General features: G+C 69.3%; 21 protein-coding genes and 2 tRNA genes. 16 read left to right on the top strand and 7 right to left on the bottom strand.

Features of this window, described 5'->3' with window-relative positions; translation table 11 throughout:
* Positions 1–44 precede the first annotated feature (44 nt).
* A complete protein-coding gene (gene ilvC / locus ACFO0B_RS04445; protein ID WP_233019827.1) occupies positions 45–1058 on the top strand; it encodes a ketol-acid reductoisomerase in 1014 nt (337 codons plus the stop codon).
* A gap of 89 nt (positions 1059–1147) precedes the next feature.
* On the opposite strand, the gene ACFO0B_RS04440 is transcribed toward ilvC, so the two are convergent.
* Positions 1148–1513: a hypothetical protein gene (locus ACFO0B_RS04440; RefSeq protein ID WP_378610988.1), complete on the bottom strand. Its 366-nt coding sequence runs from the start codon at positions 1511–1513 to the stop codon at positions 1148–1150.
* Between the two features lie 219 nt (positions 1514–1732).
* On the opposite strand from ACFO0B_RS04440, the gene ACFO0B_RS04435 reads away from it, so the two are divergent.
* Entirely contained in the window at positions 1733–3145 is a 1413-nt protein-coding gene (locus ACFO0B_RS04435) for a DUF2252 domain-containing protein (protein WP_378610987.1), read from the top strand.
* 141 nt (positions 3146–3286) lie between these two features.
* Here the strand turns inward: ACFO0B_RS04435 and ACFO0B_RS04430 are convergent, their stop codons facing one another.
* Positions 3287–3511 carry a hypothetical protein gene (locus ACFO0B_RS04430; protein ID WP_378610986.1) on the bottom strand — a complete coding sequence of 75 codons (225 nt, stop codon included), beginning with the start codon at positions 3509–3511 and terminating at the stop codon, positions 3287–3289.
* A 182-nt stretch (positions 3512–3693) separates the two neighbouring features.
* On the opposite strand from ACFO0B_RS04430, the gene ACFO0B_RS04425 reads away from it, so the two are divergent.
* A complete protein-coding gene (locus ACFO0B_RS04425) occupies positions 3694–4626 on the top strand; it encodes a helix-turn-helix domain-containing protein (RefSeq protein ID WP_378610985.1) in 933 nt (310 codons plus the stop codon).
* A 245-nt stretch (positions 4627–4871) separates the two neighbouring features.
* Here ACFO0B_RS04425 and ACFO0B_RS04420 read toward each other — a convergent pair whose 3' ends face one another.
* Positions 4872–6107 carry an IS256 family transposase gene (locus ACFO0B_RS04420; RefSeq protein ID WP_378610984.1) on the bottom strand — a complete coding sequence of 412 codons (1236 nt, stop codon included), beginning with the start codon at positions 6105–6107 and terminating at the stop codon, positions 4872–4874.
* Positions 6108–6243: 136 nt separating this feature from the next.
* Here ACFO0B_RS04420 and ACFO0B_RS04415 point away from each other — a divergent pair, with 136 nt between their 5' ends.
* The 6 genes from ACFO0B_RS04415 to ACFO0B_RS04390 all read left to right on the top strand — a co-directional run bounded on the left by ACFO0B_RS04415 (position 6244) and on the right by ACFO0B_RS04390 (position 12279).
* Positions 6244–6645 (top strand): Uma2 family endonuclease, encoded by a 402-nt coding sequence (locus ACFO0B_RS04415; RefSeq protein WP_378610983.1) that lies wholly within the window; start codon positions 6244–6246, stop codon positions 6643–6645.
* The gene (locus tag ACFO0B_RS04410; protein ID WP_378610982.1) at positions 6564–7889 is read left to right on the top strand and encodes an McrB family protein; all 1326 of its coding nucleotides are present in this window, start codon (positions 6564–6566) and stop codon (positions 7887–7889) included. Before ACFO0B_RS04415 ends, ACFO0B_RS04410 begins: the two co-directional genes overlap by 82 nt.
* Positions 7886–9079: an McrC family protein gene (locus ACFO0B_RS04405; RefSeq protein WP_378610981.1), complete on the top strand. Its 1194-nt coding sequence runs from the start codon at positions 7886–7888 to the stop codon at positions 9077–9079. Before ACFO0B_RS04410 ends, ACFO0B_RS04405 begins: the two co-directional genes overlap by 4 nt.
* A gap of 197 nt (positions 9080–9276) precedes the next feature.
* Entirely contained in the window at positions 9277–9483 is a 207-nt protein-coding gene (locus ACFO0B_RS04400) for a cold-shock protein (RefSeq protein WP_233019819.1), read from the top strand.
* 163 nt (positions 9484–9646) lie between these two features.
* Complete coding sequence (gene serA / locus ACFO0B_RS04395) at positions 9647–11245, top strand: phosphoglycerate dehydrogenase (RefSeq protein WP_378610980.1); 1599 nt, start codon at positions 9647–9649, stop codon at positions 11243–11245.
* Positions 11246–11271: 26 nt separating this feature from the next.
* Positions 11272–12279, top strand: coding sequence for a 3-isopropylmalate dehydrogenase (locus tag ACFO0B_RS04390; protein ID WP_378610979.1), 1008 nt, complete (start codon positions 11272–11274; stop codon positions 12277–12279).
* Positions 12280–12457: 178 nt separating this feature from the next.
* On the opposite strand, the gene ACFO0B_RS04385 is transcribed toward ACFO0B_RS04390, so the two are convergent.
* Complete coding sequence (locus ACFO0B_RS04385; protein WP_378610978.1) at positions 12458–13651, bottom strand: MFS transporter; 1194 nt, start codon at positions 13649–13651, stop codon at positions 12458–12460.
* A 138-nt stretch (positions 13652–13789) separates the two neighbouring features.
* Here ACFO0B_RS04385 and ACFO0B_RS04380 point away from each other — a divergent pair, with 138 nt between their 5' ends.
* From ACFO0B_RS04380 to ACFO0B_RS04365, 4 genes are all read left to right on the top strand, one after another.
* Positions 13790–14563, top strand: coding sequence for a fumarylacetoacetate hydrolase family protein (locus tag ACFO0B_RS04380; RefSeq protein ID WP_378610977.1), 774 nt, complete (start codon positions 13790–13792; stop codon positions 14561–14563).
* 9 nt (positions 14564–14572) lie between these two features.
* Positions 14573–16045 carry a glutamate--tRNA ligase gene (gene gltX, locus ACFO0B_RS04375; protein WP_378610976.1) on the top strand — a complete coding sequence of 491 codons (1473 nt, stop codon included), beginning with the start codon at positions 14573–14575 and terminating at the stop codon, positions 16043–16045.
* Positions 16046–16162: 117 nt separating this feature from the next.
* A tRNA-Gln gene (locus tag ACFO0B_RS04370) sits at positions 16163–16234 on the top strand.
* A 106-nt stretch (positions 16235–16340) separates the two neighbouring features.
* Positions 16341–16413, top strand: a tRNA-Glu gene (locus tag ACFO0B_RS04365).
* A 47-nt stretch (positions 16414–16460) separates the two neighbouring features.
* On the opposite strand, the gene ACFO0B_RS04360 is transcribed toward ACFO0B_RS04365, so the two are convergent.
* Positions 16461–16961, bottom strand: a complete 501-nt coding sequence (locus ACFO0B_RS04360) for a pyridoxamine 5'-phosphate oxidase family protein (protein WP_378610975.1) — start codon at positions 16959–16961, stop codon at positions 16461–16463.
* Between the two features lie 30 nt (positions 16962–16991).
* Positions 16992–17693: an IclR family transcriptional regulator gene (locus ACFO0B_RS04355; RefSeq protein ID WP_378610974.1), complete on the bottom strand. Its 702-nt coding sequence runs from the start codon at positions 17691–17693 to the stop codon at positions 16992–16994.
* A 76-nt stretch (positions 17694–17769) separates the two neighbouring features.
* On the opposite strand from ACFO0B_RS04355, the gene leuC reads away from it, so the two are divergent.
* From leuC to ACFO0B_RS04340, 3 genes are all read left to right on the top strand, one after another.
* The gene (gene leuC / locus ACFO0B_RS04350; protein ID WP_378610973.1) at positions 17770–19194 is read left to right on the top strand and encodes a 3-isopropylmalate dehydratase large subunit; all 1425 of its coding nucleotides are present in this window, start codon (positions 17770–17772) and stop codon (positions 19192–19194) included.
* A gap of 33 nt (positions 19195–19227) precedes the next feature.
* The gene (gene leuD / locus ACFO0B_RS04345; RefSeq protein ID WP_378610972.1) at positions 19228–19836 is read left to right on the top strand and encodes a 3-isopropylmalate dehydratase small subunit; all 609 of its coding nucleotides are present in this window, start codon (positions 19228–19230) and stop codon (positions 19834–19836) included.
* Between the two features lie 156 nt (positions 19837–19992).
* The gene (locus ACFO0B_RS04340) at positions 19993–20757 is read left to right on the top strand and encodes an HU family DNA-binding protein (RefSeq protein ID WP_378610971.1); all 765 of its coding nucleotides are present in this window, start codon (positions 19993–19995) and stop codon (positions 20755–20757) included.
* A 170-nt stretch (positions 20758–20927) separates the two neighbouring features.
* Here the strand turns inward: ACFO0B_RS04340 and ACFO0B_RS04335 are convergent, their stop codons facing one another.
* The gene (locus ACFO0B_RS04335) at positions 20928–21845 is read right to left on the bottom strand and encodes an NUDIX hydrolase (protein ID WP_378610970.1); all 918 of its coding nucleotides are present in this window, start codon (positions 21843–21845) and stop codon (positions 20928–20930) included.
* Positions 21846–21876: the final 31 nt, after the last annotated feature.

The following is a 21876-nucleotide window of genomic DNA, read 5'->3' as shown; positions in this document are numbered from 1 at the left end:
CCCGCCGCGCGGGGACTCACCGTTTCAGAAGGGACGAAACCACAGTGGCAGTCGAACTGTTCTACGACGATGACGCCGATCTCTCGATCATCCAGGGCCGGAAGGTCGCGGTCATCGGGTACGGCAGCCAGGGCCACGCGCACTCGCTGAGCCTGCGCGATTCCGGTGTCGATGTCCGGGTCGGGCTCGCCGAGGGCTCGAAGTCGCGGCCGAAGGCCGAGGAGGCCGGGCTCACCGTCGGTACCCCCGCCGAGGTGTCGGAGTGGGCCGACGTCATCATGGTGCTCGCCCCCGACACCGCGCAGGCGTCGATCTTCACCAATGACATCGAGCCGAACCTGAAGGACGGCGACGCGCTGTTCTTCGGCCACGGACTGAACATCCACTTCGGGCTGATCAAGGCCCCGGCCTTCGTCACCGTCGCCATGGTCGCCCCCAAGGGCCCCGGCCACCTGGTGCGCCGCCAGTTCGTCGACGGCAAGGGCGTGCCCGCGCTCATCGCGGTCGACCAGGACCCGAAGGGCGAGGGCCAGGCGCTGGCGCTCTCCTACGCCGCCGCCATCGGTGGCGCGCGGGCCGGCGTGATCAAGACCACGTTCAAGGAAGAGACCGAGACCGACCTCTTCGGCGAGCAGGCCGTGCTCTGCGGCGGCACCGAGGAACTGGTCAAGACCGGTTTCGAGGTCATGGTCGAGGCCGGTTACGCGCCGGAGATGGCCTACTTCGAGGTGCTGCACGAGCTGAAGCTGATCGTCGACCTCATGTACGAGGGCGGCATCGCGCGGATGAACTACTCGGTCTCCGACACCGCCGAGTTCGGTGGCTACGTGTCCGGCCCGCGGGTGATCGACGCCGACACCAAGAAGCGGATGCAGGACATCCTGAAAGACATCCAGGACGGCAGCTTCGTCAAGCGCCTCGTCGCCAATGTCGAGGGCGGCAACAAGGAGCTCGAGGGGCTGCGCAAGCAGAACGCCGAGCACCCGATCGAGGTCACCGGCGCCAAGCTGCGCGGGCTGATGAGCTGGGTCGACCGGCCGATCACCGAGACCGCCTGATCCTCCGCACGCACAGGGCCCGGTCGCTGCGGCGACCGGGCCCTGTGCTGTCTCATCCGCGCCGGAGCCCCGCCCCCGGCCGGGGCCGGTCAGCTGCTGCCGAAGGTGCCCGGCCCGAAGTTGCGGTTGAACGGCTGCTGCCAGGGGTTGTTGTTGAAGGGGCCGTTGTTGAACGGGTTGTTGTTCCAGGGGTTGCTGTCGCACCGCTCCCACCAGGGAGCGTTCGGATTCCACCAGTTGCACTGCTGCTGGAAGGGGTTGCGCGCGAACGGATCGCGCCACGGATCGTTGCGCTGATGCCGGTCGTACCGGTCGTGGCGGACCTCGGTGACGACCGGGCCCGAGACCGAGTCGGCGGCGGCGGGCGCGGCGAGCGCGAGCACCGGCGCCGCGGCGAGCGCGCCTGCGACGACCAGGCGGACCAGTGCCTTGCGGGGGGTTGATGTGGCGAACACGGTTGTTCCTTTCGCTCCGGCGGGGCGGGATTGCTCCTTTCACCCTGCTCCGCATGCGCGACAAAAGCCAGGGGTGTTCCCTGCTTCGGGGAGAGTTTCATCCCTTCGTATGAGACGACCCTGATACCCGGGTGCCGCGCGACGGCCCGCCGCCAGCAGTGGTAGCCCCATATTTGCCGAGCCCTTGCGGTGCCAATCCGCGAGGCGGACACTGTCCCGATGACGACTTCGGCTGTCTCCACCGAACGCAATGGCTCCGGCGGCAAGACCCCGAACGATCGCTCGGCACCGCCCGCCCGCGCCGCGGCGAAGGAGATGCGCCGCGCGGTCCGGCGCCGCGTCCCGCGCTCGGCGCTGGGCGAGTGGTCGCCCCCCGCCGACCGCCTCGACCCCATCGCCATCCTCCAGCAGCAGGCCGCCACCCGCGTGCCCGAGCTGGTCCCCATTCGCTACGCCCGCATGGTCAGCGGCATGTTCCCCTTCCTGCGCGGCGCCCCCGCCGTCATGGCCGCCGACCTGGCCGCCGCCGAGCACACCGGCCTGACCGTGCAACTCTGCGGCGACGCGCACCCCGTCAACTTCGGCCTCTTCGCCTCCCCCGAGCGCGCCCTGGTCTTCGACCTCAACGACTTCGACGAAACCCTCCCCGGCCCCTTCGAATGGGACGTCAAACGCCTGGTCGCCGGCCTCGCCGTAGCCGCCCGAGCCAACGGCCTCGACGACACCTGCGCCCTCCGCTGCGCCGAATCCGCCGCGGGCGCCTACCGCGCCGCCATGCGCGAGTACGCCGCCATGGACGGCCTCTCGGTCTGGTACCAGCGCACCGACGCCGAATCCGGCCTCGCCCTCATCCGCAAACCCGCCCGCCGTCGCCGAGTCGAACACACCCTCGACGCCGCCCGCGCCCGCACCACCCTGCAAGCCGTCGGCAAACTCACCGAGCCCGGGCCGGACGGCCCCCGCATCCGCCACCGCCCACCCCTGCTCGTCCCCGTCGAGCAGATCGACGCCGACGTCGTCACCGCCGTCTTCCACGCCTACCGCGAGTCACTCCCCGAGGATCGGCAGGTGCTCCTCGACCGCTATCGCGTGGTCGACGCGGCACGCAAGGTCGTCGGCGTCGGCAGCGTCGGGACGCGCTGCTTCATCGTCCTGCTCGCCGACCGGGATACCGGGGATCCGCTGTTCCTCCAGGTGAAGGAGGCCGAACAGTCCGTACTCGCGGCGCACCTGGAGCCGAGTCGGTACCGGCATCAGGGGCGCCGGGTGGTGCACGGCCAGCGAGTCATCCAGTCCACCGCGGACATCTTCCTCGGCTGGTGCAGCGGGCCGGAGGGGCGCTTCTTCTACTGGCGTCAGCTGCGGGACATGAAGGGGTCGGCGGATGTCGACACCATGACCCCCGGCGTCCTCCGCGCCTACGGCGCGCTCTGCGGCCGTACCCTCGCCCGAGCCCATGCTCGTTCCGGTGACCGGGTCGCCATCGCTTCCTACCTCGGCAGTTCGGACGTATTCGACCGTGCAATGAGTCGTTTCGCGCTGGCGTACGCTGACCAGACCATCATCGACCACCAGCGGCTGGTGGACGCGATTGCTTCGGGAGAGGTGTTGGCGGCAGAGAAGGGCTGGTAACCCAGCTTCGGTGGGGTACCGCCGGTGCGGGCGGGCGTGTCGGTGACCTCTAGTCCGAAGGCCACACCAGGGCGACGATCAACACTGCCAGCGGCAGGCCAACAGCCACGGCCATGCCCACGGTGGTCCAGCCGTCGCCGATCACCGATCACCCCGCGTAGTCGCCAGCCCACGCGGGGTGATCGACCACCGTGCCGAGTACGGCGCGGCCATGATCAGCCCGCGCGACTCCAGCTGCCCGATCGCGCGGCGCGCGCCCCAGCCGGTCAGTTGCGCGTCCCGCTGGATCTGTGCGGCGGTCAGCATCCCGCCCGGCGCGAGCACGGAGAGTACGGCCGTCTCCGCCTTCGATGTCCCGAACCCCACAGCCCGACACCCCCTGTCGTTTCAATTGGTGAGCACCCGCCGCCGGAGCTGGATCCGGACGTTGCCTGGCCTCACGGTCTTGCCCGGCGACGAAGCCGAAATCGACGCTATGCGTGCGCCTCCGGGGCCGGAATCCCTACGCTGTTCGCAGGTGTTCGCTGCTGAAGCGTGGAGGGGACGCGATGCAATCCGGCAAGGCGCTGCGCACCGCCCGGGAGGCGGCGGGTGTCTCGCTGCGCGCGCTGGCCCGGCGCGCCCACTACTCCCCGGGGTACCTCTCCCAGGTGGAGAACGGCCAACGCCCGGTCACGCCGGAGATCGTGGCCGCGTACGAGTGCACCCTGGGGACCGATGTGGGAAGGCTGGCGTCGGCCACGGCCAGCCCGCAGCATGTGGACGCCTCGGCGCTGGACGACGTAGCCGACATGCTGGCCGCGATTCGCCGCCTGGAGGATCGTGTGGGCGCGGTGGCCGTGCTGCCCGCGGTGCGCGGCATGGCGGAGATGTCGGAGCAGTTCGCCGGGGAGAGCCGCGGGTCCATCGCGGCCCCTGCCGCCCGGCTCGCGTCCGAAGTCAGCCAATTCCGTGGTTGGCTGGAACACGCCGCGGGTGCCGACCCGGCGGCCCGGCGCAGCCTGAGCACGGCACTGAAGCTCGCCGAGGAGTGTGGCGACCCGGACCGGCTGACCCACGCGCTGAGCTTCCGTGCCTACGTGGAGGCGGAGAGCGCGAACTACGCCGCCGCCGGCGCGCTGAGCGCGGCGGCCGTAGCCGTGCCCGGCGCGCACCCCCTGCTCGGCGTGTACGAACGATTCCAACGCGCCCGCGTGCTGGCCCTCACCGGGGAGCCCCGTGCCGCTGAAGCGGCGCTGGCCGACGCCGACCACGCGCAGGCCGCGGCGGAGGACGAGACGCCGCCGGAGGCGGGCTACCGGTACACGCCGGGTTTCTACGGCCTCCAGCGCGCCCGAGTGCTGCGCACACTCGGACTGACCGAACAGGCATCGGCAGAAGTCGTCGCAGCCGTCGAGGCCCTGCCCGAGGAGCATCGCCGCGCGCCGTGGGCGGTCAAGTGGCGGGCCGCGGCCAGCGGCGAAATCGACGTGCCGCACTGAGCGTCCTGTCTGTGTAGCGCCCGTGCATGGTAGGCGCCGCTGAAATCCGTGCGTTCGGTGGAGTGCCGGGGAGCCCTATCCTGTACCCGTGCACGAGTTCCTGGCCCGGGGAAATGTCGCCGATTGTCTACTGAGCGCACTCACGGGCTCGACCCCCGATGGGAGTGCGGTCGGTGCCCGGCCAAGCCATGGTCAAGTCCAAATGCGTGGTGTAAGGGGAACAGTCTCCGCGTGATCCTGATGGGTCAGGCGGTCAGTTCGGCGGGGGTTGCCTCCTGTTCGACGGTGGCATCGGTGCGTGCGCGGGAGCGGGTGAGGACGTCGAGTCCGAGGTAGCGGCGTCCTTCGATCCATTCGTCGTGCTGCTCGGCCAGCACGGCGCCGACGAGGCGGATGATCGCGGTGCGGTCGGGGAAGATCCCGACGACGTCGGTGCGGCGGCGGATCTCCTTGTTCAACCGTTCCTGGGGGTTGTTGGACCAGATCTGGCGCCAGATCTGCTTGGGGAAGGCGGTGAACGCGAGCAGGTCGGCTCGTGCGGTATCGAGGTGGGCGGCGACTCGGGGGAGCTTCTCGGCGAGTGTGTCGAGCATTCGATCGTATTGCGCGTCAACCGATTCGGCGTCGGCTTGGTCGAACACCGAGTGCAGCAGTGTCCGCACCCACGGCCAGGAGCTCTTCGGGCAGATCGACATCAGGTTCACGGTGTAGTGGGTTCTGCACCGCTGCCAGGACGCCCCCGGCAACGTGGCCCCGACCGCGGCCATCAGCCCGGCGTGGGCATCGGAGGTGACCAGCTCGACCCCGGAAAGCCCGCGGGCGAGCAGGTCGCGGAAGAACGCCAGCCAGCCGGCACCGTCCTCGCCGGAGGTGACCTGCAAGCCGAGGATCTCACGGTAGCCCTCGGCGTTGACGCCGGTGGCGACGAGGGCGTGGACGTTGATCACGCGGCCGTTCTCGCGGACCTTCAGCACGAGCGCGTCGGCGGCGAGGAAGGTGTAGGGGCCTTGGTCGAGGGGGCGGGTGCGGAACGCTTCGACCTGGGCGTCGAGATCACGGGCCATGATCGAGACCTGCGACTTCGACAACCGGGAGACCCCGAGGGACTCGACGAGCTTCTCCATCCGGCGGGTGGAGACCCCGAGCAGGTAGCAGGTCGCGACCACGCTGGTCAGGGCTCGCTCGGCGCGTTTACGGCGCTCGAGCAGCCAATCCGGGAAGTAGCTGCCGGTGCGCAGCTTGGGGACCGCGACGTCGATCGTGCCGACGCGGGTGTCGAAGTCGCGGTGGCGGTAGCCGTTGCGGTGATTGACCCGGTCGTCGCTGTGCTCGCCGTAGCCGGCCCCGCAGATCGTGTCGGCTTCGGCGCTCATCAACGCCTGGATGAACGTCGACATCATGTTCCGCAGCAGATCAGGGCTGGCGGCGGCGAGTTGGTCCGACAGCAACTTGGATGGGTCGATAGGCTGGAGATCGGTCATCGCGTGGTTCTCCTTCGAGTGACTTTGGCGGTCTCTTGAAGAATCACGCGGTGACCGTTCCTCGTCCGGCTGCGACACGCTCAGACTTTGCTGGCGTCAGGCCGTACACCACTCTGCTGGACGCAACCCAAGCCATTTGTTCTCTGTCGCAGGAGAATTCGATTGCTTGGTACCCGATTTCGTCGTGTATCGCAATGCTGGATGTCTCGGTCGCCGGGTGCGCGCCGACGTCTTGCTCGTGGGCGAGATCCTCTCGCCATCGAAGACCCGATCCGATATGGAAGCCAGGAAAGGGCCATACTCCGACGCCGGCATTCCCTGCTACTGGGAGGTGGCCACCGCGCGCACCGGCACCGCGATCGAGATGGTCCGCGCCTATGCGCTCGCGGCCGGTCACGGACCCCTTCCCGGTGGCGCGCGACCTCTCCGCCTCGCCAACTATCTCGTCGTCGATGAGTGGACCGTCGCCGACGCGAACGGAATCCGCACCTCCTTTCCTTTCCCGATGGAAATCACCTGGTCCGAACTCGCGCACTGATCGGAGCGCGCTCGTTCATGCAGAGTAGATACGCTTGCCTTCGCGTACCGGACCGGAGGGAGTGGCAGGCGATGGCCCGTATTCGCAGGATCGTCGAGGGTACACAGCGGGTGGCCGCGCATAAGCCCGAGAACGCGGTGACCTGCCAGTGGCAAGTCATCGGCGACGAGAACGGCGACCCGCTGGTGCACCTCTCGACGTTCGGTTCCGAAGGTCGGCAGTCGAATCCGAAGAGCAGCCAGTCGCTCCAGTTGAGCCGCGCGGACGCCATCGAACTCGTGCGAATCTTCAATCGAGAACTGAAGCTGGGCTGGGTGGAAGACGGAGCGCGGGAGGCCGATACGGCCCCGCCGGTGACGGAGAAGTTCGCACCGGCGACCGAGGAACTGGCGGACGAATTGCTCATGCCGGTCGACTGGTTGCAGCGCTCCATCGACCTGCTGCGGGACCGACCTCAGCTCATCTTCTACGGGCCGCCGGGCACGGGTAAGACGTACCTGGCTCGAAAACTGGCCGAGCACCTGTGCGGGGACCGGGTGACCGTGGTGCAGTTCCACCCGACCTACTCCTACGAGGACTTCTTCGAGGGGCTGCGCCCCGCCTCGACCGAAGGCGGCCAGATCACCTATGAATTGCACCACGGCCCCTTGCGACAGGTTGCCGAGCAGGCGCAGCGGGAGCCGGATCGGCTGCACGCTCTCGTCATCGACGAGATCAACCGCGGCAACCTCTCGAAGATCTTCGGCGAGCTGTACTACCTGCTGGAGTACCGGGACGAGACCATCCAGTTGATGTATTCCGGGCAGCGGATGCCCTTCCGACTGCCGGAGAACATCGTCGTGATCGGCACGATGAACCGTGCGGACCGCTCGGTGGCCTCGCTGGACACCGCAATGCGCCGGCGCTTCTCCTTCGTACACCTGCATCCGAGCCGCGAACCGACGAGTGAGCTGCTCCGCAAATGGCTCGACAAGGAGGGCCACTCCCGGGTGATCGCCGAACTCCTGGACGTGCTCAACAGCTCGATCGACGACGACGACTTCAAACTCGGGCCCTCGTACCTCATGGGGCCGGCCGCGCGGTCCAGGCACAAGATGGAGATCACCTGGCAGACCAGGATCATCCCGCTGCTCGAGGACTACCACCTCAACGAGCCCGACGTCGACGTGGACGCGCGCTACGCGCTCTCCGAGATCGAGAGCCGCATGAGCACGAAACTCGGTGACTGGGGCGCCACCGAGTGAGATCGATCGACCTGATCGAACACGAGGACACCGAGGTCGAGCTCACCGCGACGCAGTACGAAGCGATTCGCGCCCTCGATTCCATCGCCGTCACGCCCCTGTTCTCGGGGCGGTACCGGCTCAACCCGAGAGGCAAGGTCGGCGCGATCCGGCTCGGGAATCTGCAATTGGTGCTGCATCCCAAGGTGACCGAATTGAGGAGAATTCCGTTCCTTCTCGGTTTCCACACCGGCGGCGATGTGTGGCGGTCGGAGTTCGTCCGGCTCGAGGCCGTCAGCGGGTTCTCCACCGCGTTCGCCGAGTCCTTCGTGCAGCTTGCTTCCCGGGCGCTCGCCAGGGGGCCGCTGCGGCGGTATCGAACCGAAACGACGGTGTCCGCGATTCCCACGGGTCGAATGCGCGTCCGGGAACAGGCCACCCGGCAGTTCGGCGTCGCGGTGCCGATTCACATCGAACGCGACGAATACACGGTGGACACGGCGGAGAACCAGATCCTGCTCGCGGCGACGCGGCTGCTGCAGGGTCTTCCCGAACTGCCGGTCGCCACCCTGCGAAAGCTGCGGAAGATCACGCAATCGCTCCAGGATGTGCGAATTCTGTCGCGCAGCGAACCACGGCCGCCTCTCGTGTTCGATCGCGGAAACCGGACCTACCACGATGTGCTGCGCCTCTCGCTGGTGATTCTCGACGGCGGCTCGTTCGCGCTCGGAGAAGGGACGCTCACGGTCCGGGCGTTCCTCTTCGACATGTGGCGGATCTACGAGGACTTCGTGACCGGTGCGCTCCGGGCCGCGATCGCGCCGTGCGGGTTCCGGGTCGCGATGCAGGACCAGCACCTCCTGACGACGAACTCCACGATCCGATTGCGGCCCGATCTGGTGTGCTACGACGCCGCAGGGACGCCGGCCGCGGTGATCGACGCCAAGTACAAGGTGGAGCGGGGCGGCGGTCGGAATCGCACCTATCCCGAGGCGGACATCTATCAGATGCTGGCCTACTGCGCCGTGCTCGGACTTCCGGAGGGCCATCTCGTCTACGCCAGGGGTCACGAGCCGGAGAGCGTGCACCCGATCCGGAATTGCGGGATAACGATCCATTGCCACGCGCTGGATCTGGCGCTCGAACCGGACACCATGATCGAACACATCGACGCACTCGCGGCGCGAATCCTGAGAAATTCTCAGGGATGACCCGGACAGCCAGCTTCACATCGGCCGCGCGGGGTCGTTCCCCGGTCATGCACCTGAAGACACCCCCCGCCACGTCGTTTACCTCACACTTCCCCCACCTCTTCCAGGTGGAGGAATCCCCCCGCACCTGGCAAGCTGGACGGCGAGACCGGGAGTTGCAACAGAAGTTTCCCGGCTCGTCTACAGGAAAGTATGAAATGGCTCAAGGCATTGTGAAGTGGTTCAACAGCGAGAAGGGCTTCGGCTTCATCGCGCAGGACGGCGGGGGCCCCGACGTCTTCGTGCATTACTCGGCTGTGAGCGGCAGCGGCTTCCGCTCCCTCGATGAGGGTCAGCGGGTGGAGTTCGAGATCGGGCAGGGTCAGAAGGGTCCGCAGGCGCAGGACGTGCGTCTCGTTCCCTGATCCCTCAGGTCTCTCTCGGGCCCCGCACCTGGACAGGTGCGGGGCCCGAGGTGTGTTCGGCCACTGTGCGGGCGGTGGCGGCCGAGGGGGGCGTCTCCGGCGCTGTCCTGGGCTATTAAGCTGCTCGGTGGCAACCAACCCCCTTCCCCAGGAGTAACCCACCGTGAGCCAAGCTGGCCGTCCTGTTGTCCTGATCGCCGACAAGCTCGCCCAGTCGACCGTCGACGCGCTCGGTGACGGTGTCGAGGTCCGCTGGGTGGACGGGCCGGACCGTCCGGCCCTGCTGGCCGCGGTACCGGAGGCCGACGCGCTGCTGGTGCGCTCCGCCACCACCGTCGACGCCGAGGTGCTCGACGCGGGCAAGCGGCTGAAGATCGTGGCGCGGGCCGGGGTCGGGCTGGACAATGTCGAGGTTCCGGCCGCCACCGAGCGCGGCGTGCTGGTGGTGAACGCGCCCACCTCGAACATCCACACCGCGGCCGAGCACGCCGTCACCCTGCTGCTCGCCGCCGCCCGCCAGGTTCCGCAGGCCGATGCGACGCTGCGTGAGCACACCTGGAAGCGCAGCAAGTTCAACGGCGTGGAGATCTTCGGCAAGACGGTCGGCGTGGTCGGGCTGGGCCGGATCGGGCAGCTCTTCGCCGCCCGCCTCGCCGCGTTCGAGACGAAGATCGTCGCGTACGACCCCTACGTGTCGCCGGCCAAGGCGGCGCAGCTCGGCATCGAGCTGCTGCCCCTGGACGAGCTGCTGGAGCGGGCCGACCTGATCTCCGTGCACCTGCCGAAGACTCCGGAGACCAAGGGCATCATCGGCCGCGAGGCGATCGCCAAGACCAAGCCGGGCGTGATCATCGTGAACGCGGCGCGCGGCGGGCTGGTGGACGAGGTCGCGCTGGCCGAGGCCATCACCTCCGGGCACGTGCGCGCGGCGGGGCTCGACGTCTTCGAGACCGAGCCGTGCACCGACAGCCCGCTCTTCGAGCTGCCGCAGGTCGTGGTCACCCCGCACCTGGGCGCCTCCACCACCGAGGCGCAGGACCGGGCGGGCACCGATGTCGCCAAGTCGGTGCTGCTGGCGCTGGCCGGCGAGTTCGTGCCCGGCGCGGTGAACGTCACCGGCGGCGCGGTGGCCGACGAGGTCGCGCCGTGGCTGGAGATCGTGCGCAAGCAGGGCGCCCTGCTCGGCGGGCTCTCCGACGAGCTGCCGGTGAGCCTGGAGGTCCAGGTGCGCGGCGAGCTGGCCGCCCAGGAGGTCGCGGTGCTGCAGCTCGCGGCGCTGCGCGGCATCTTCTCCGCGCTCATCGAGGACCAGGTGACCTTCGTGAACGCGCCCGCGCTCGCGCAGGACCGCGGGATCAGCGCCGAGGTGACCACGGTGTCGGAGAGCCCGAGCCACCGCAGCCTGGTCGACCTGCGCGCGGTGTTCGGCGACGGCCGCACGCTCAATGTCGCGGGCACGCTCACCGAGCCGCAGCAGGTGCAGAAGATCGTCAACATCAACGGGCGCAACTACGACCTGCGCGCCGAGGGGCTGAACCTGGCCATCCTGAACTACGACGACCAGCCGGGCGCGCTCGGCAAGATCGGCACCAAGCTGGGCGAGGCCGGGATCGACATCCTGGCCGCGCAGCTCACTCAGGACGCGGACAAGGATGGCGCCACGGTGCTGCTCCGGGTCGGCCAGGAGGTGCCCGCCGAGGTGCAGGGCGCCATCGCGGAGGCCGTGGGGGCCACCAAGATCGCGCAGATCGACCTGTCCTGAGCGGCTCGGAAAGCAACGGAGCAACCATGAAGCTTGCTGTCATCCCCGGTGACGGAATCGGCCCCGAGGTCGTCGCCGAGGCGCTCAAGGTGCTGGACACGGTGCTGCCCGGTGTCGAGCGCACCGAGTACGACCTGGGCGCCGAGCGGTACCACGCGACCGGAGAGATCCTGCCGGACTCGGTGCTGCCCGAGTTGAAGCAGCACAACGCCATCCTGCTCGGCGCGATCGGCGATCCGTCGGTGCCGAGCGGGATCCTGGAGCGCGGGCTGCTGCTGCGCACCCGGTTCGCGCTCGATCACCACGTGAACCTGCGGCCGTCGAAGCTGTACCCGGGGGTCTCCAGCCCGCTGGCCGGGTCGCCGGACATCGACTTCGTGGTGGTGCGCGAGGGCACCGAGGGGCCGTACACCGGCACCGGCGGCGCCATCCGGGTGGAGACCCCGCACGAGGTCGCCACCGAGGTGAGCACCAATACCCGCTTCGGCATCGAGCGCGTGGTGCGCTACGCCTACGCCAAGGCGCAGGCGCGGCGCAAGCATCTCACGCTGGTGCACAAGACCAATGTGCTCACCTTCGCCGGGTCGCTCTGGCAGCGCACGGTGGCCGAGGTCGGGGCCGAATTCCCGGACGTCGCCACGGCGTACCAGCACATCGATGCCGCGACCATCCACATGGTCAACGACCCGGGCCGCTTCGACGTGATCGTCACCGACAACCTGTTCGGCGACATCATCACCGATCTGGCGGCCGCGGTGAGCGGTGGGATCGGGCTGGCGGCGAGCGGCAACATCGACGCCTCCGGCGCCAATCCGAGCATGTTCGAGCCGGTGCACGGGAGTGCGCCGGATATCGCCGGGCAGTCGAAGGCGGATCCGACCGCCGCGATTCTCTCGGTGGCGCTGCTGCTCACCCACCTCGGGCACACCGAACAGGCGGGGCGCATCGAGTCGGCGGTGGCGAAGGATCTGGCCGGACGCTCCGGTTCGGCCTCGACCGTCGAGGTCGGGGATCGGATCGCGGCCGCGGTCTAGGGTTCCCAGATCTGTGCCCCACCCGGGTTCGGGTGGGGCACAGCTGTCTCAGCGGGGCTCCGCCCCGCAGGCCCGCGGCGGGCCGGAGCGCGTCGGGAACGCGACGCCGCGTTCCCGCGAGGAGTCGGGGACGCCGCGCGCAGGTAAGCCGGGGCTGCTGATGTCGGGATGGCGCGGTTCAGTGGTCCGTGTGCCGGCGGTCCCGCGGGACCAGGGGGACCGCTACCGCGGCGATCACGGCGGCGGCGATGAAGACCGCGGGGAAGCCTGCGGCGTCGATGACGGCCCCGAAGACCGGCGGCACCGCCGCCATGGCCAGGTTCTGGCCGGTGTTCTGCACGCCGAGCCCGCGCCCGCTCCAGTACGGCCCGGCGATCTCGGCGACCGCGGTGAAGGCCAACCCGTTGTCCGACACCGTGATCACCGACGCCGCCACCAGCAGCGGGATCGCCACCCACCACCACTCGGTCCAGGCGGCCAGCGCCAGCGCGGCCATCGAGACGACCGCCGCGAAGGCCACCGTGCGCAGCGGGCCGAGCCTGCTGCCGACCCGATCCGACCAGGCGCCCGCACCGATCCGGCCGATAGCGCTGAGGACCTGGGTGCCGGTCACCAGGAGCCCGGCCGCGGCCAGCGACCAGCCCGCGTCCCGGTGCAGCCAGAGCAGCGCGAAGGTCCACAGCGTGCCCTGCGGCACCACCAGCAGCACCGAGACGAGGTGCACCCGCCACAGCGTGCCGTCACCCCGGTAGGGGTTGGCGAGCAGCCCCGGATCGGCCTCCGAGCGCTGCGGCCGCGGCGGATCGATGATCCCGACCGCGCACGCGGCCGCCGCCAGCAACGCCATGACCGCCGGGACGAGCACCGCGGCGGGCACCCCGTGCTGCGCGGCCACCGCGGGAATCGCCAGCGCGCCGATCCCGACCCCGAGCGGCTGCGCGGTCTGCCTGATGCCCATGGCGAGCCCGCGCCGGTGCGGCGGGAACCAGCCGACGATCACCCGCCCGCTCGCGCCGTTGGTGCTGGCCGCCCCGGCCCCGCCGAGAAAGAGCAAGGCGCCCAGCGCGATCGGGTGTGCGGTGAGCGCGGCCGCACCGCCGGCGGCGGCGGTGATCAGCGGCCCGGCCACGAGCACCTTGCGCTCGCCGATCCGGTCCACCACCCAGCCCCAGGCGATCAGCGTGCAGACCAGCCCGACGGTGGGCATGGCGACCAGCAGCCCCGCGATCGGCAGCGACATCCCGCCGTCGGTGAGCGCGGGGAGCAGGAACGGCACGCCGTGGATGAAGACCGCGCTCGCGGCCTGCGCGAACACCCCGAGCCCGAGCATGGCCCAGCGTCGCCGTTCGCCGACGGCCGCCGTCGTCGCCATCATGAGGCACCTCGCATTCCCATATTTCGGGATTACTATCTCACAAAATGAACATCGCGCCCACCGTACACCGCGGCGGAGCGGACCGCTCGGTCGGGTGTGTTCGAGCAGGTGGCGCCGGGTCGATAGACTGCGGCCATGCGCCTAGGTCGAGTAGCCAGTCCCGACGGAGTCGCCTTCGCCCGTATCGAGGGCGAGGGATCCGAGAGTGTCGCCAGGGAGATCGCCGAGCATCCGTTCGGCAGCCCGACCTACACCGGCCGGAGCTGGCCGGTGGCCGACGTGCGGCTGCTCGCGCCGATCCTGGCGAGCAAGGTGGTGTGCGTGGGCAAGAACTACGCCGCGCACGCCGCGGAGATGGGCGGCGAAGCGCCGGAATCGCCGGTCATCTTCCTCAAGCCGAACACCGCCATCGTCGGCCCGAACGCCCCGATCATCCTGCCGCCCAGTTCTTCCCGGGTCGACTACGAGGGCGAGCTGGCGGTGGTGATCGGTCGCCCGTGCAAGGACGTGCCCGCCGCGAAGGCGCGCGACGTCATCCTCGGCTACACCGTCGCGAACGATGTCACGGCGCGCGACCAGCAGAAGTCGGACGGCCAGTGGACCAGGGGCAAGGGGTACGACACCTTCTGCCCGCTCGGGCCGTGGATCGAGACCGAGCTGGACCCGGGCGATCTGGAGATCGTCACCGAGCTCGACGGCGAGGTGCGCCAGCGCAGCCGCACATCCCAGCTGCTGCACGATATTCCGACGCTGATCGAGTTCGTCAGTACGGTGATGACGCTGCTCCCCGGCGACGTGCTGCTGACCGGCACCCCCGAGGGCGTCGGTCCGGTGCAGGCGGGCCAGAACGTCTCCGTGACCGTCGAGGGAATCGGTACGCTGACCAATCCCGTTGCCACGAAACGCTGAAAGAGAGCCATGACCGAAGTTCGGGTCCGCTTCTGCCCGTCGCCCACCGGGACCCCGCACGTGGGGTTGGTGCGCACCGCGCTGTTCAACTGGGCGTTCGCCCGGCACCACGGCGGCACCTTCGTCTTCCGGATCGAGGACACCGACGCGGCCCGCGACACCGAGGAGTCGTACCGCGCGATCCTGGACGCGCTGCGCTGGCTCGGCCTCACCTGGGACGAGGGCCCGGAGGTCGGCGGGCCCTACGAGCCGTACCGCCAATCCCTGCGCCGGGGGCAGCATCTGGACGTCGTGCGGAGGTTGCTGGCGGCCGGTGAGGCGTACGAATCCTTCTCCACGCCGGACGAAGTCGAGGCTCGGCACCGCGCCGCCGGGCGCGATCCGAAGCTCGGCTACGACAACTTCGACCGCGACCTGACGGCCGAGCAGATCGCGGCTCACAAGGCCGAGGGCAGGCCCGCGGTGGTGCGGCTGCGGATGCCGGACGAGGACCTCGGCTGGCACGACCTGGTGCGCGGGGAGACCGTCTTCAAGGCAGGCACGGTGCCCGACTTCGCGCTCACCCGCGGGTCGGGCGATCCGCTGTACACGCTGGTCAACCCGGTCGACGACGCGCTCATGCGGATCACCCACGTGCTGCGCGGCGAGGACCTGCTCTCGTCCACCCCGCGGCAGCTCGCGCTCTATGCCGCGCTGCGCCGGATCGGGGTCGCCGAGTTCACCCCCGAGTTCGGCCACCTGCCCTTCGTGATGGGGCCGGGGAACAAGAAGTTGTCGAAGCGGGATCCGGAGTCCAACCTGTTCGCCCATCGCGATCGCGGCTTTGTTCCCGAAGGTTTGCTGAATTACCTCGCGCTGCTCGGTTGGGGCCTCGCCGACGACCGCGACGTGTTCTCCATGACGGAGATGGTCGAGGCCTTCGACATTTCCTCGGTGAATTCCAACCCAGCCCGTTTCGACCAGAAGAAGGCCGACGCGATCAACGCGGAACACATCCGTTTGCTGGAGGTCGGAGATTTCGCCCGCAGGCTCCGGGAGTTCCTGACCGGGCAGGGCCGGATCGGCGCGGAAATCGACGAGAAGGTCTTCGCCGCGGCCGCCGAGTTGGTCCAGACCCGGATCGTGGTTCTGGACGACGCGTGGGGGCTGCTGCGATTCCTGTTCGCCCCCGCCGACGAGTTCTCGATCGACCCCGCGGCCGGGTCGAAGAATCTCGGCGAGCCCGCCGAGCCGGTACTGCGGGCCACGCTCGGCGCACTCGAACCGCTGGCCGAGTGGAGCACCGCCGCTATCGAGGAGGCACTGCGCGTCGCATTGATCGAGAAACTGGAGTTGAAACCGAGGAAGGCATTCGCGCCGGTGCGGGTGGCGATCACCGGTTCGCACATCAGCCCGCCGCTGTACGAGTCGATGGAGCTGCTCGGGCGGGAACTCTCGCTGGCCCGGCTGAACGCCGCGCTGGAGTGGCGCCCCGAGGGCTGAAACAGGGGTCTGACCAGGCGATTTGTAGTTTACCCCGGCCCCTTTGGTACTCTTCTTCCCGGCCGGAAAACGCCCCCTCGCATTCAGCCGGAAGCGAGGTCGGGGTCGCCTGGTCATTGGGGTATGGTGTAATTGGCAACACAGCTGATTCTGGTTCAGCCATTCTAGGTTCGAGTCCTGGTACCCCAGCGGAGAGCCGATCGCCGAAAGCGTTCGGAACCCGGCGATTTGGTCGCCGGACTCCCGCCAGCTAAGCTGGCAACCGCCTCCCGAAAGGGAGGCAGAAGCAAGTCCTGGCCCCGTCGTCTAGCGGCCTAGGACGCCGCCCTCTCAAGGCGGTAGCGCGGGTTCGAATCCCGTCGGGGCTACAACCGCGAGGCCCCCGATCCACTCGGATCGGGGGCCTCGCGCGCTGTCAGGAGGGCTCGCCCAGCGTGCTCCCGCCCAGCGGCATGGCGGGCATCCCCAGCTTGCGGTGATCCCAGGAGCGCACCCGCTCCGGCACCACCCGCACCGCGATCCGCTTGTGCAGCATCTGCTCGACCAGCGGCCGCAGGTCATCGGTGTACGGGCCGGTATAGCGCTCCCAGACGCTCACCCCCACCGCGAAGAGCCGCTCCGGGTCGTCCACCACCTCGGCGCGCCCCTCGATCGAGACCCCGCGCAACTGGTCGTAGGTGTCGCCGGCCTCGACCAGGCAGGTCACCCGCGGATCGCGGCGCAGATTCACCGCCTTCTGCGACTTCGCCTTGGTCTCGAACCACACCTCGCCGTCGAGGAGGGCGTACCACATCGCGGTCAGGTGCGGCACGCCCGCCCTGCCCAGCGTGGCGAAGGTGGCGACCCGGCTGGTCTCCAGGAAGCGGGTGATCTCCGCCTCGGACATCACGATCTGCGTGCGTTGATTGACTCCCATGCCGCCACTCTAGAACGCGTTGCAGTCGGGTCAGAGCCGCTTCTGCAGCGCCTCCGCCGCCGCCACCAGGTCGGCGGCCCAGCGCGCGCCCGGCCTGCGGCCCATCCGGTCGATCGGGCCGGAGACCGAGATCGCCGCCACCACGGCGCCGGAGACATCGCGCACCGGGGCCGAGACGCTCGCCACGCCCGCCGCCCGCTCGGCCGCGCTCTGCGCCCAGCCGCGCCTGCGCACCTCGGCCAGCGCGCGCTCGCCGAAGACCGCCTCGGCGAGCAGGTCGCGCTGGAGTTCCGGATCGGCCCAGGCCAGCAGCACCTTCGCTGCCGAGCCCGCGGTGAGCGGTAGTCGCGACCCCACCGGAACGGTGTCCCGCAGCCCCACCGGCGGCTCCAGCGCGGCCACGCAGACCCGGGAGTGGCCGTCCCTGGCGTAGAGCTGCACGCTCTCGCCGGTGATCTCGCGCAGCCGGGGCAGCACCGCGCCCGCGGCGTCCAGCAGCGGGTCGGTCGCCCCGACGGCCAGCTCGGCGAGGGCCGGGCCCGGCCGCCAGCGGCCCTGGTTGTCCCTGGCCAGCAGGCGGTGCACCTCGAGGCCGACGGCCAGGCGGTGCGCGGTGGCCCGCGGCAGCCCGGTGCGGGCGCAGAGCTCGTTCAGCCCGCAGGGCTCCTCGGCCACCGCGTACAGCACCGTCACGGCTTTGTCCAGGACCCCGATGCCGCTATGCTGTCTCATAGAACGATACTAACGTCTCGTATTCTGGGATTCAAAAACGAATCCACCAGCCCCTGGTACGGAAGGTGATCCAAGAATGGCCGATCGTCCACGCACACTGGCCGAGAAGGTGTGGGAGCAGCATATCGTCGCGCGCGGGGAGGGCGAGGGCGCGAGCCGCGAGCCCGACCTGATCTACATCGACCTGCACCTGGTGCACGAGGTGACCAGTCCGCAGGCCTTCGACGGGCTGCGCGCGGCGGGGCGCCCGGTGCGCAGGCCGGACCTCACCATCGCGACCGAGGACCACAATGTCCCGACCACCGACATCGACAAGCCGATCGCCGATCCGGTCTCCCGCACCCAGGTGGAGACGCTGCGGCGCAACTGCGCCGAGTTCGGCATCCGGCTGCACCCGATGGGCGACCTGGACCAGGGCATCGTGCACGTGGTCGGCCCGCAGCTCGGGCTCACCCAGCCGGGGATGACCGTGGTCTGCGGTGACAGCCACACCTCGACGCACGGCGCCTTCGGCTCGATCGCCATGGGCATCGGCACCAGCGAGGTGGAGCACGTGCTCGCCACCCAGACGCTCTCGCTGCGCCCGTTCAAGACCATGGCCATCACCGTGGACGGCGAGCTGCCCCCCGGCGTCACGAGCAAGGACCTGATCCTGGCCGTGATCGCGAAGATCGGCACCGGCGGTGGCCAGGGCTACGTCCTCGAGTACCGGGGTGAGGCGATCCGGGCCATGTCCATGGAGGCGCGGATGACGGTCTGCAATATGTCGATCGAGGCGGGCGCGCGGGCGGGCATGATCGCCCCGGATGCGACCACCTACGAATTCCTGAAGGGCCGCCCGCACGCGCCGCAGGGCGCCGACTGGGATGCCGCCGTCGCGGCCTGGGACCAGCTGGCGACCGACGAGGGCGCGGTCTTCGATGCCGAGGTGCACATCGACGGCGCGGCGCTGACCCCGTTCGTCACCTGGGGCACCAACCCGGGCCAGGGGCTGCCGCTCGGCGCGACGGTGCCGGACCCGGCGGACATCGCCGACGAGTCCGAGCGCGATTCGGCCGCCAAGGCGCTGCGCTACATGGATCTGATTCCGGGCACCCCGCTGCGCCAGGTGACCGTCGACACCGTTTTCGTCGGCTCCTGCACCAACGGCCGGATCGAGGATCTGCGCGCCGTCGCCGATATCTTGAAGGGCAGGCACGTCGCCGACGGCGTGCGCATGCTCGTGGTGCCGGGAAGTATGCGGGTGCGCGCGCAGGCCGAGCAGGAGGGCCTCGGGGATATCTTCACCGCCGCAGGCGCGGAATGGCGGCAGGCGGGCTGCTCGATGTGCCTGGGAATGAATCCCGATCAGCTGGAGCCGGGTCAGCGCTGCGCCTCGACCTCGAATCGCAACTTCGAGGGCAGGCAGGGCAAGGGCGGCCGGACGCATCTGGTGTCGCCGCTCGTCGCCGCCGCCACGGCGGTGCGCGGAACGCTGTCCGCACCCGCCGATCTGGACTGACGACCACCCGAACCCCACCCCGGAGGAATTTCCATGGAACCGTTCACCGTGCACAAGGGCATCGGCGTGCCGCTGCGCCGCTCGAACATCGACACCGATCAGATCATTCCCGCGGTTTACCTCAAGCGCGTCACCCGCACCGGATTCGAGGACGGGCTCTTCGCGGCCTGGCGGACCGATCCGGACTTCATTCTGAACACCGCGCCCTATGATCGGGGCAGCGTGTTGGTCGCCGGTCCCGATTTCGGGACCGGGTCGTCCCGTGAGCACGCGGTGTGGGCACTGTCGGACTACGGCTTTCGAACGGTGATCTCGTCGCGTTTCGCCGACATCTTCCGTGGGAATGCGGGTAAGGGCGGCTTGGTCGCCGCGCAGATGTCACAGAATGATGTCGAAATGCTCTGGAAGTTGCTCGAGGAACAGCCGGGGTTGGAATTGGTTGTGGACCTGCGGGCACGCACCGTGACGGCAGGAACCGTCGTGTTGCCGTTCGACATTGACGACTACACTCGGTGGCGTCTCCTGGAGGGTCTGGACGATATCGGACTGACACTCCGCCAGGAAGCCCGGATCGGGGCCTATGAAAACCAAAGGCCGGCATGGAAACCCACCACCCTTCCGGCGCATATTTCGCGGGCGTAATCACCTCGGGCCGTTAGCTGCGCTACATGTAGGCCGGTAGCTGGACGTGTGCTAAACCACATGAATTTTGGCGTGGCACATAGACTCTTGCCCAAACTGGGTTTACCGTGGTACCTAGTCGGTCCGACGACGGGCCATTAGTCTGCGGAGGATTCAATGAACAAGGCGGAACTGATCGACGTTCTGACCGAAAAGTTGGGTACGGACAGGCGCACGGCCACCGCGGCAGTCGAGCACGTGGTCGACACCATCGTCCGCGCCGTCCACAAGGGTCAGAGCGTCACCATCACCGGATTCGGCGTCTTCGAACAGCGCAAGCGCGCCGCGCGCGTGGCCAGGAACCCGCGCACCGGCGAAACCGTCAAGGTGAAGCCGACTTCGGTGCCGGCTTTCCGGCCGGGCGCGCAGTTCAAGGCCGTGATCGCGGGTAAGCAGAAACTCGCGGCGAGCGGCCCGGCTGTGAAGCGCGGCGTGAATGCGCCGGTGGCCGCGAAGAAGACGGCCGCCAAGAAGACCGCGGCGGCCAAGAAGGCGACGGCGGCCAAGAAGACGACCGCCGCCGCCACCAAGGCACCGGCCAAGACCACCGCCCGCAAGGCGGCGACCAAGGCGCCCGCCACCAAGGCCGCGGCCAAGAAGACCACCGCGACCAAGGCACCGGCCACCAAGGCCACCGCCACCAAGACCGCGGCGAAGAAGGCTCCGGCCAAGAAGACCACCGCCGCGGCCACGAAGACGGCCGCCGCCAAGGCTCCGGCCAAGAAGACCACCGCCACCAAGGCGGCGGCCACCAAGACGGCGGCGGCGAAGAAGGCCCCCGCCAAGAAGACCGCCACCGCGGCGAAGACCACCGCGGCGAAGACGACGGCGGCCAAGAAGACCACCGCGGCCAAGAAGGCACCGGCCCGCCGTAGCAGCTGAAACCCAGCTCACGACGGTGTCCGTGACATCCGTACCGGCGTCCACCGCGACCGGTCGGTGCCATCGGAACGCGGTGCGGCGCAGCCGGAAGACCAGATCGTCTTCCCGGCCCGCAGGCAGATGGAGAACGGCCCCGGGACACACCGACCCCGGGGCCTTTCTCGCGCCCGCTACTCCTCGGTGCTGTCCACGTAGAGCCGCCGGTCCAGGTGGTCGGCGGCCACCATGCGGCCGTCGACGAAGGAGAGCACCCAGACGCTGCCCTTGCGGTTCCGCGCGGGCGGCAGCGTGAGGCCGTCGGCCGCCGCCCACTCGCGCATCAGGTCGGGGATCACCTTGCCCTGGCTGCACACCACCCGGACGGCGCTGTCCGACACCAGCTCCCGGATCCGGGTCAGCGCGGCCGCCGGATCGGCCGCGTAGGCGTCCTCGGAGAGCGCGGGCTCCAGCCCGACGTCGACCCCGAGCGAATCGGCGAGCGGGGCCACCGTCTGCACGCAGCGCGCCGGGTCGGCCGAGAAGACCTGCTGCGCACCGAAGGCGAGCAGGTTCGGCACCAGCGTCAGCGCCTGCTCGGCGCCGGCCGGCTCCAGCGGGCGTTCCCGGTCCGGGCCCGCGTACTTGCCGCGCTGCCCGGCCTTGGCGTGCCGGACCAGGAGCAGTGTGCTCGTCCGCGGCGGCAGCTTGCTGAAGGTGCGGAGCACCTGCCGGTCCATCGGGTAGGAGAGTTCCCGCATCACCTTGTCCAGCGAGTGCCAGACCAGGTCGTCGATCTCGTCGCTGGGGTCGAATTCGCCATCGCGCGCCTCCGCCGCCCAGTAGTCCACCCGCTTGAGCTTGCGGTGCCCGGTGACCGGGTAGGTCACGTGCCCGAGGTAGCGGCCGAGCACGCCGTGCACGCCGGTCTCCTCGGCGACCTCGCGCACGGCGGCAAGCACCGGCGACTCACCCGGCTCCAGCTTGCCCTTCGGCAGCGACCAGTCCCGGTACTTGGGCCGGTGCACGAGTGCGATCTCGATCTCGCCCGCGCCGGACGCCCGCGCCGGACGCCACAGCACGGCGCCCGCGGCGTGGATGTCGGCGGTCACGCGATGATCCCAGAAGCTGTCATCCCGCGTC

Origin of the sequence: Nocardia jiangsuensis, from assembly GCF_042650385.1 — a bacterium.
GTDB classification, from domain to species: Bacteria; Actinomycetota; Actinomycetes; order Mycobacteriales; family Mycobacteriaceae; genus Nocardia; species Nocardia jiangsuensis.
This window is presented reverse-complemented; position numbering and strand designations above follow the sequence as displayed.

Bases quoted from the DNA above. Each gene is read 5' to 3' on its own strand.
- ACFO0B_RS04360 (WP_378610975.1), bottom strand. From the start codon at position 16,961: ATGGGAGTCAATCAACGCACGCAGATCGTGATGTCCGAGGCGGAGATC.
- ACFO0B_RS04340 (WP_378610971.1), top strand. From the start codon at position 19,993: ATGAACAAGGCGGAACTGATCGACGTTCTGACCGAAAAGTTGGGTACG.
- ACFO0B_RS04355 (WP_378610974.1), bottom strand. From the start codon at position 17,693: ATGAGACAGCATAGCGGCATCGGGGTCCTGGACAAAGCCGTGACGGTG.
- gltX (WP_378610976.1), top strand. From the start codon at position 14,573: ATGACCGAAGTTCGGGTCCGCTTCTGCCCGTCGCCCACCGGGACCCCG.
- ACFO0B_RS04420 (WP_378610984.1), bottom strand. From the start codon at position 6,107: ATGACCGATCTCCAGCCTATCGACCCATCCAAGTTGCTGTCGGACCAA.
- ACFO0B_RS04385 (WP_378610978.1), bottom strand. From the start codon at position 13,651: ATGGCGACGACGGCGGCCGTCGGCGAACGGCGACGCTGGGCCATGCTC.
- ACFO0B_RS04425 (WP_378610985.1), top strand. From the start codon at position 3,694: ATGCAATCCGGCAAGGCGCTGCGCACCGCCCGGGAGGCGGCGGGTGTC.
- leuC (WP_378610973.1), top strand. From the start codon at position 17,770: ATGGCCGATCGTCCACGCACACTGGCCGAGAAGGTGTGGGAGCAGCAT.
- ACFO0B_RS04435 (WP_378610987.1), top strand. From the start codon at position 1,733: ATGACGACTTCGGCTGTCTCCACCGAACGCAATGGCTCCGGCGGCAAG.
- leuD (WP_378610972.1), top strand. From the start codon at position 19,228: ATGGAACCGTTCACCGTGCACAAGGGCATCGGCGTGCCGCTGCGCCGC.
- ACFO0B_RS04390 (WP_378610979.1), top strand. From the start codon at position 11,272: ATGAAGCTTGCTGTCATCCCCGGTGACGGAATCGGCCCCGAGGTCGTC.
- ACFO0B_RS04380 (WP_378610977.1), top strand. From the start codon at position 13,790: ATGCGCCTAGGTCGAGTAGCCAGTCCCGACGGAGTCGCCTTCGCCCGT.
- ACFO0B_RS04400 (WP_233019819.1), top strand. From the start codon at position 9,277: ATGGCTCAAGGCATTGTGAAGTGGTTCAACAGCGAGAAGGGCTTCGGC.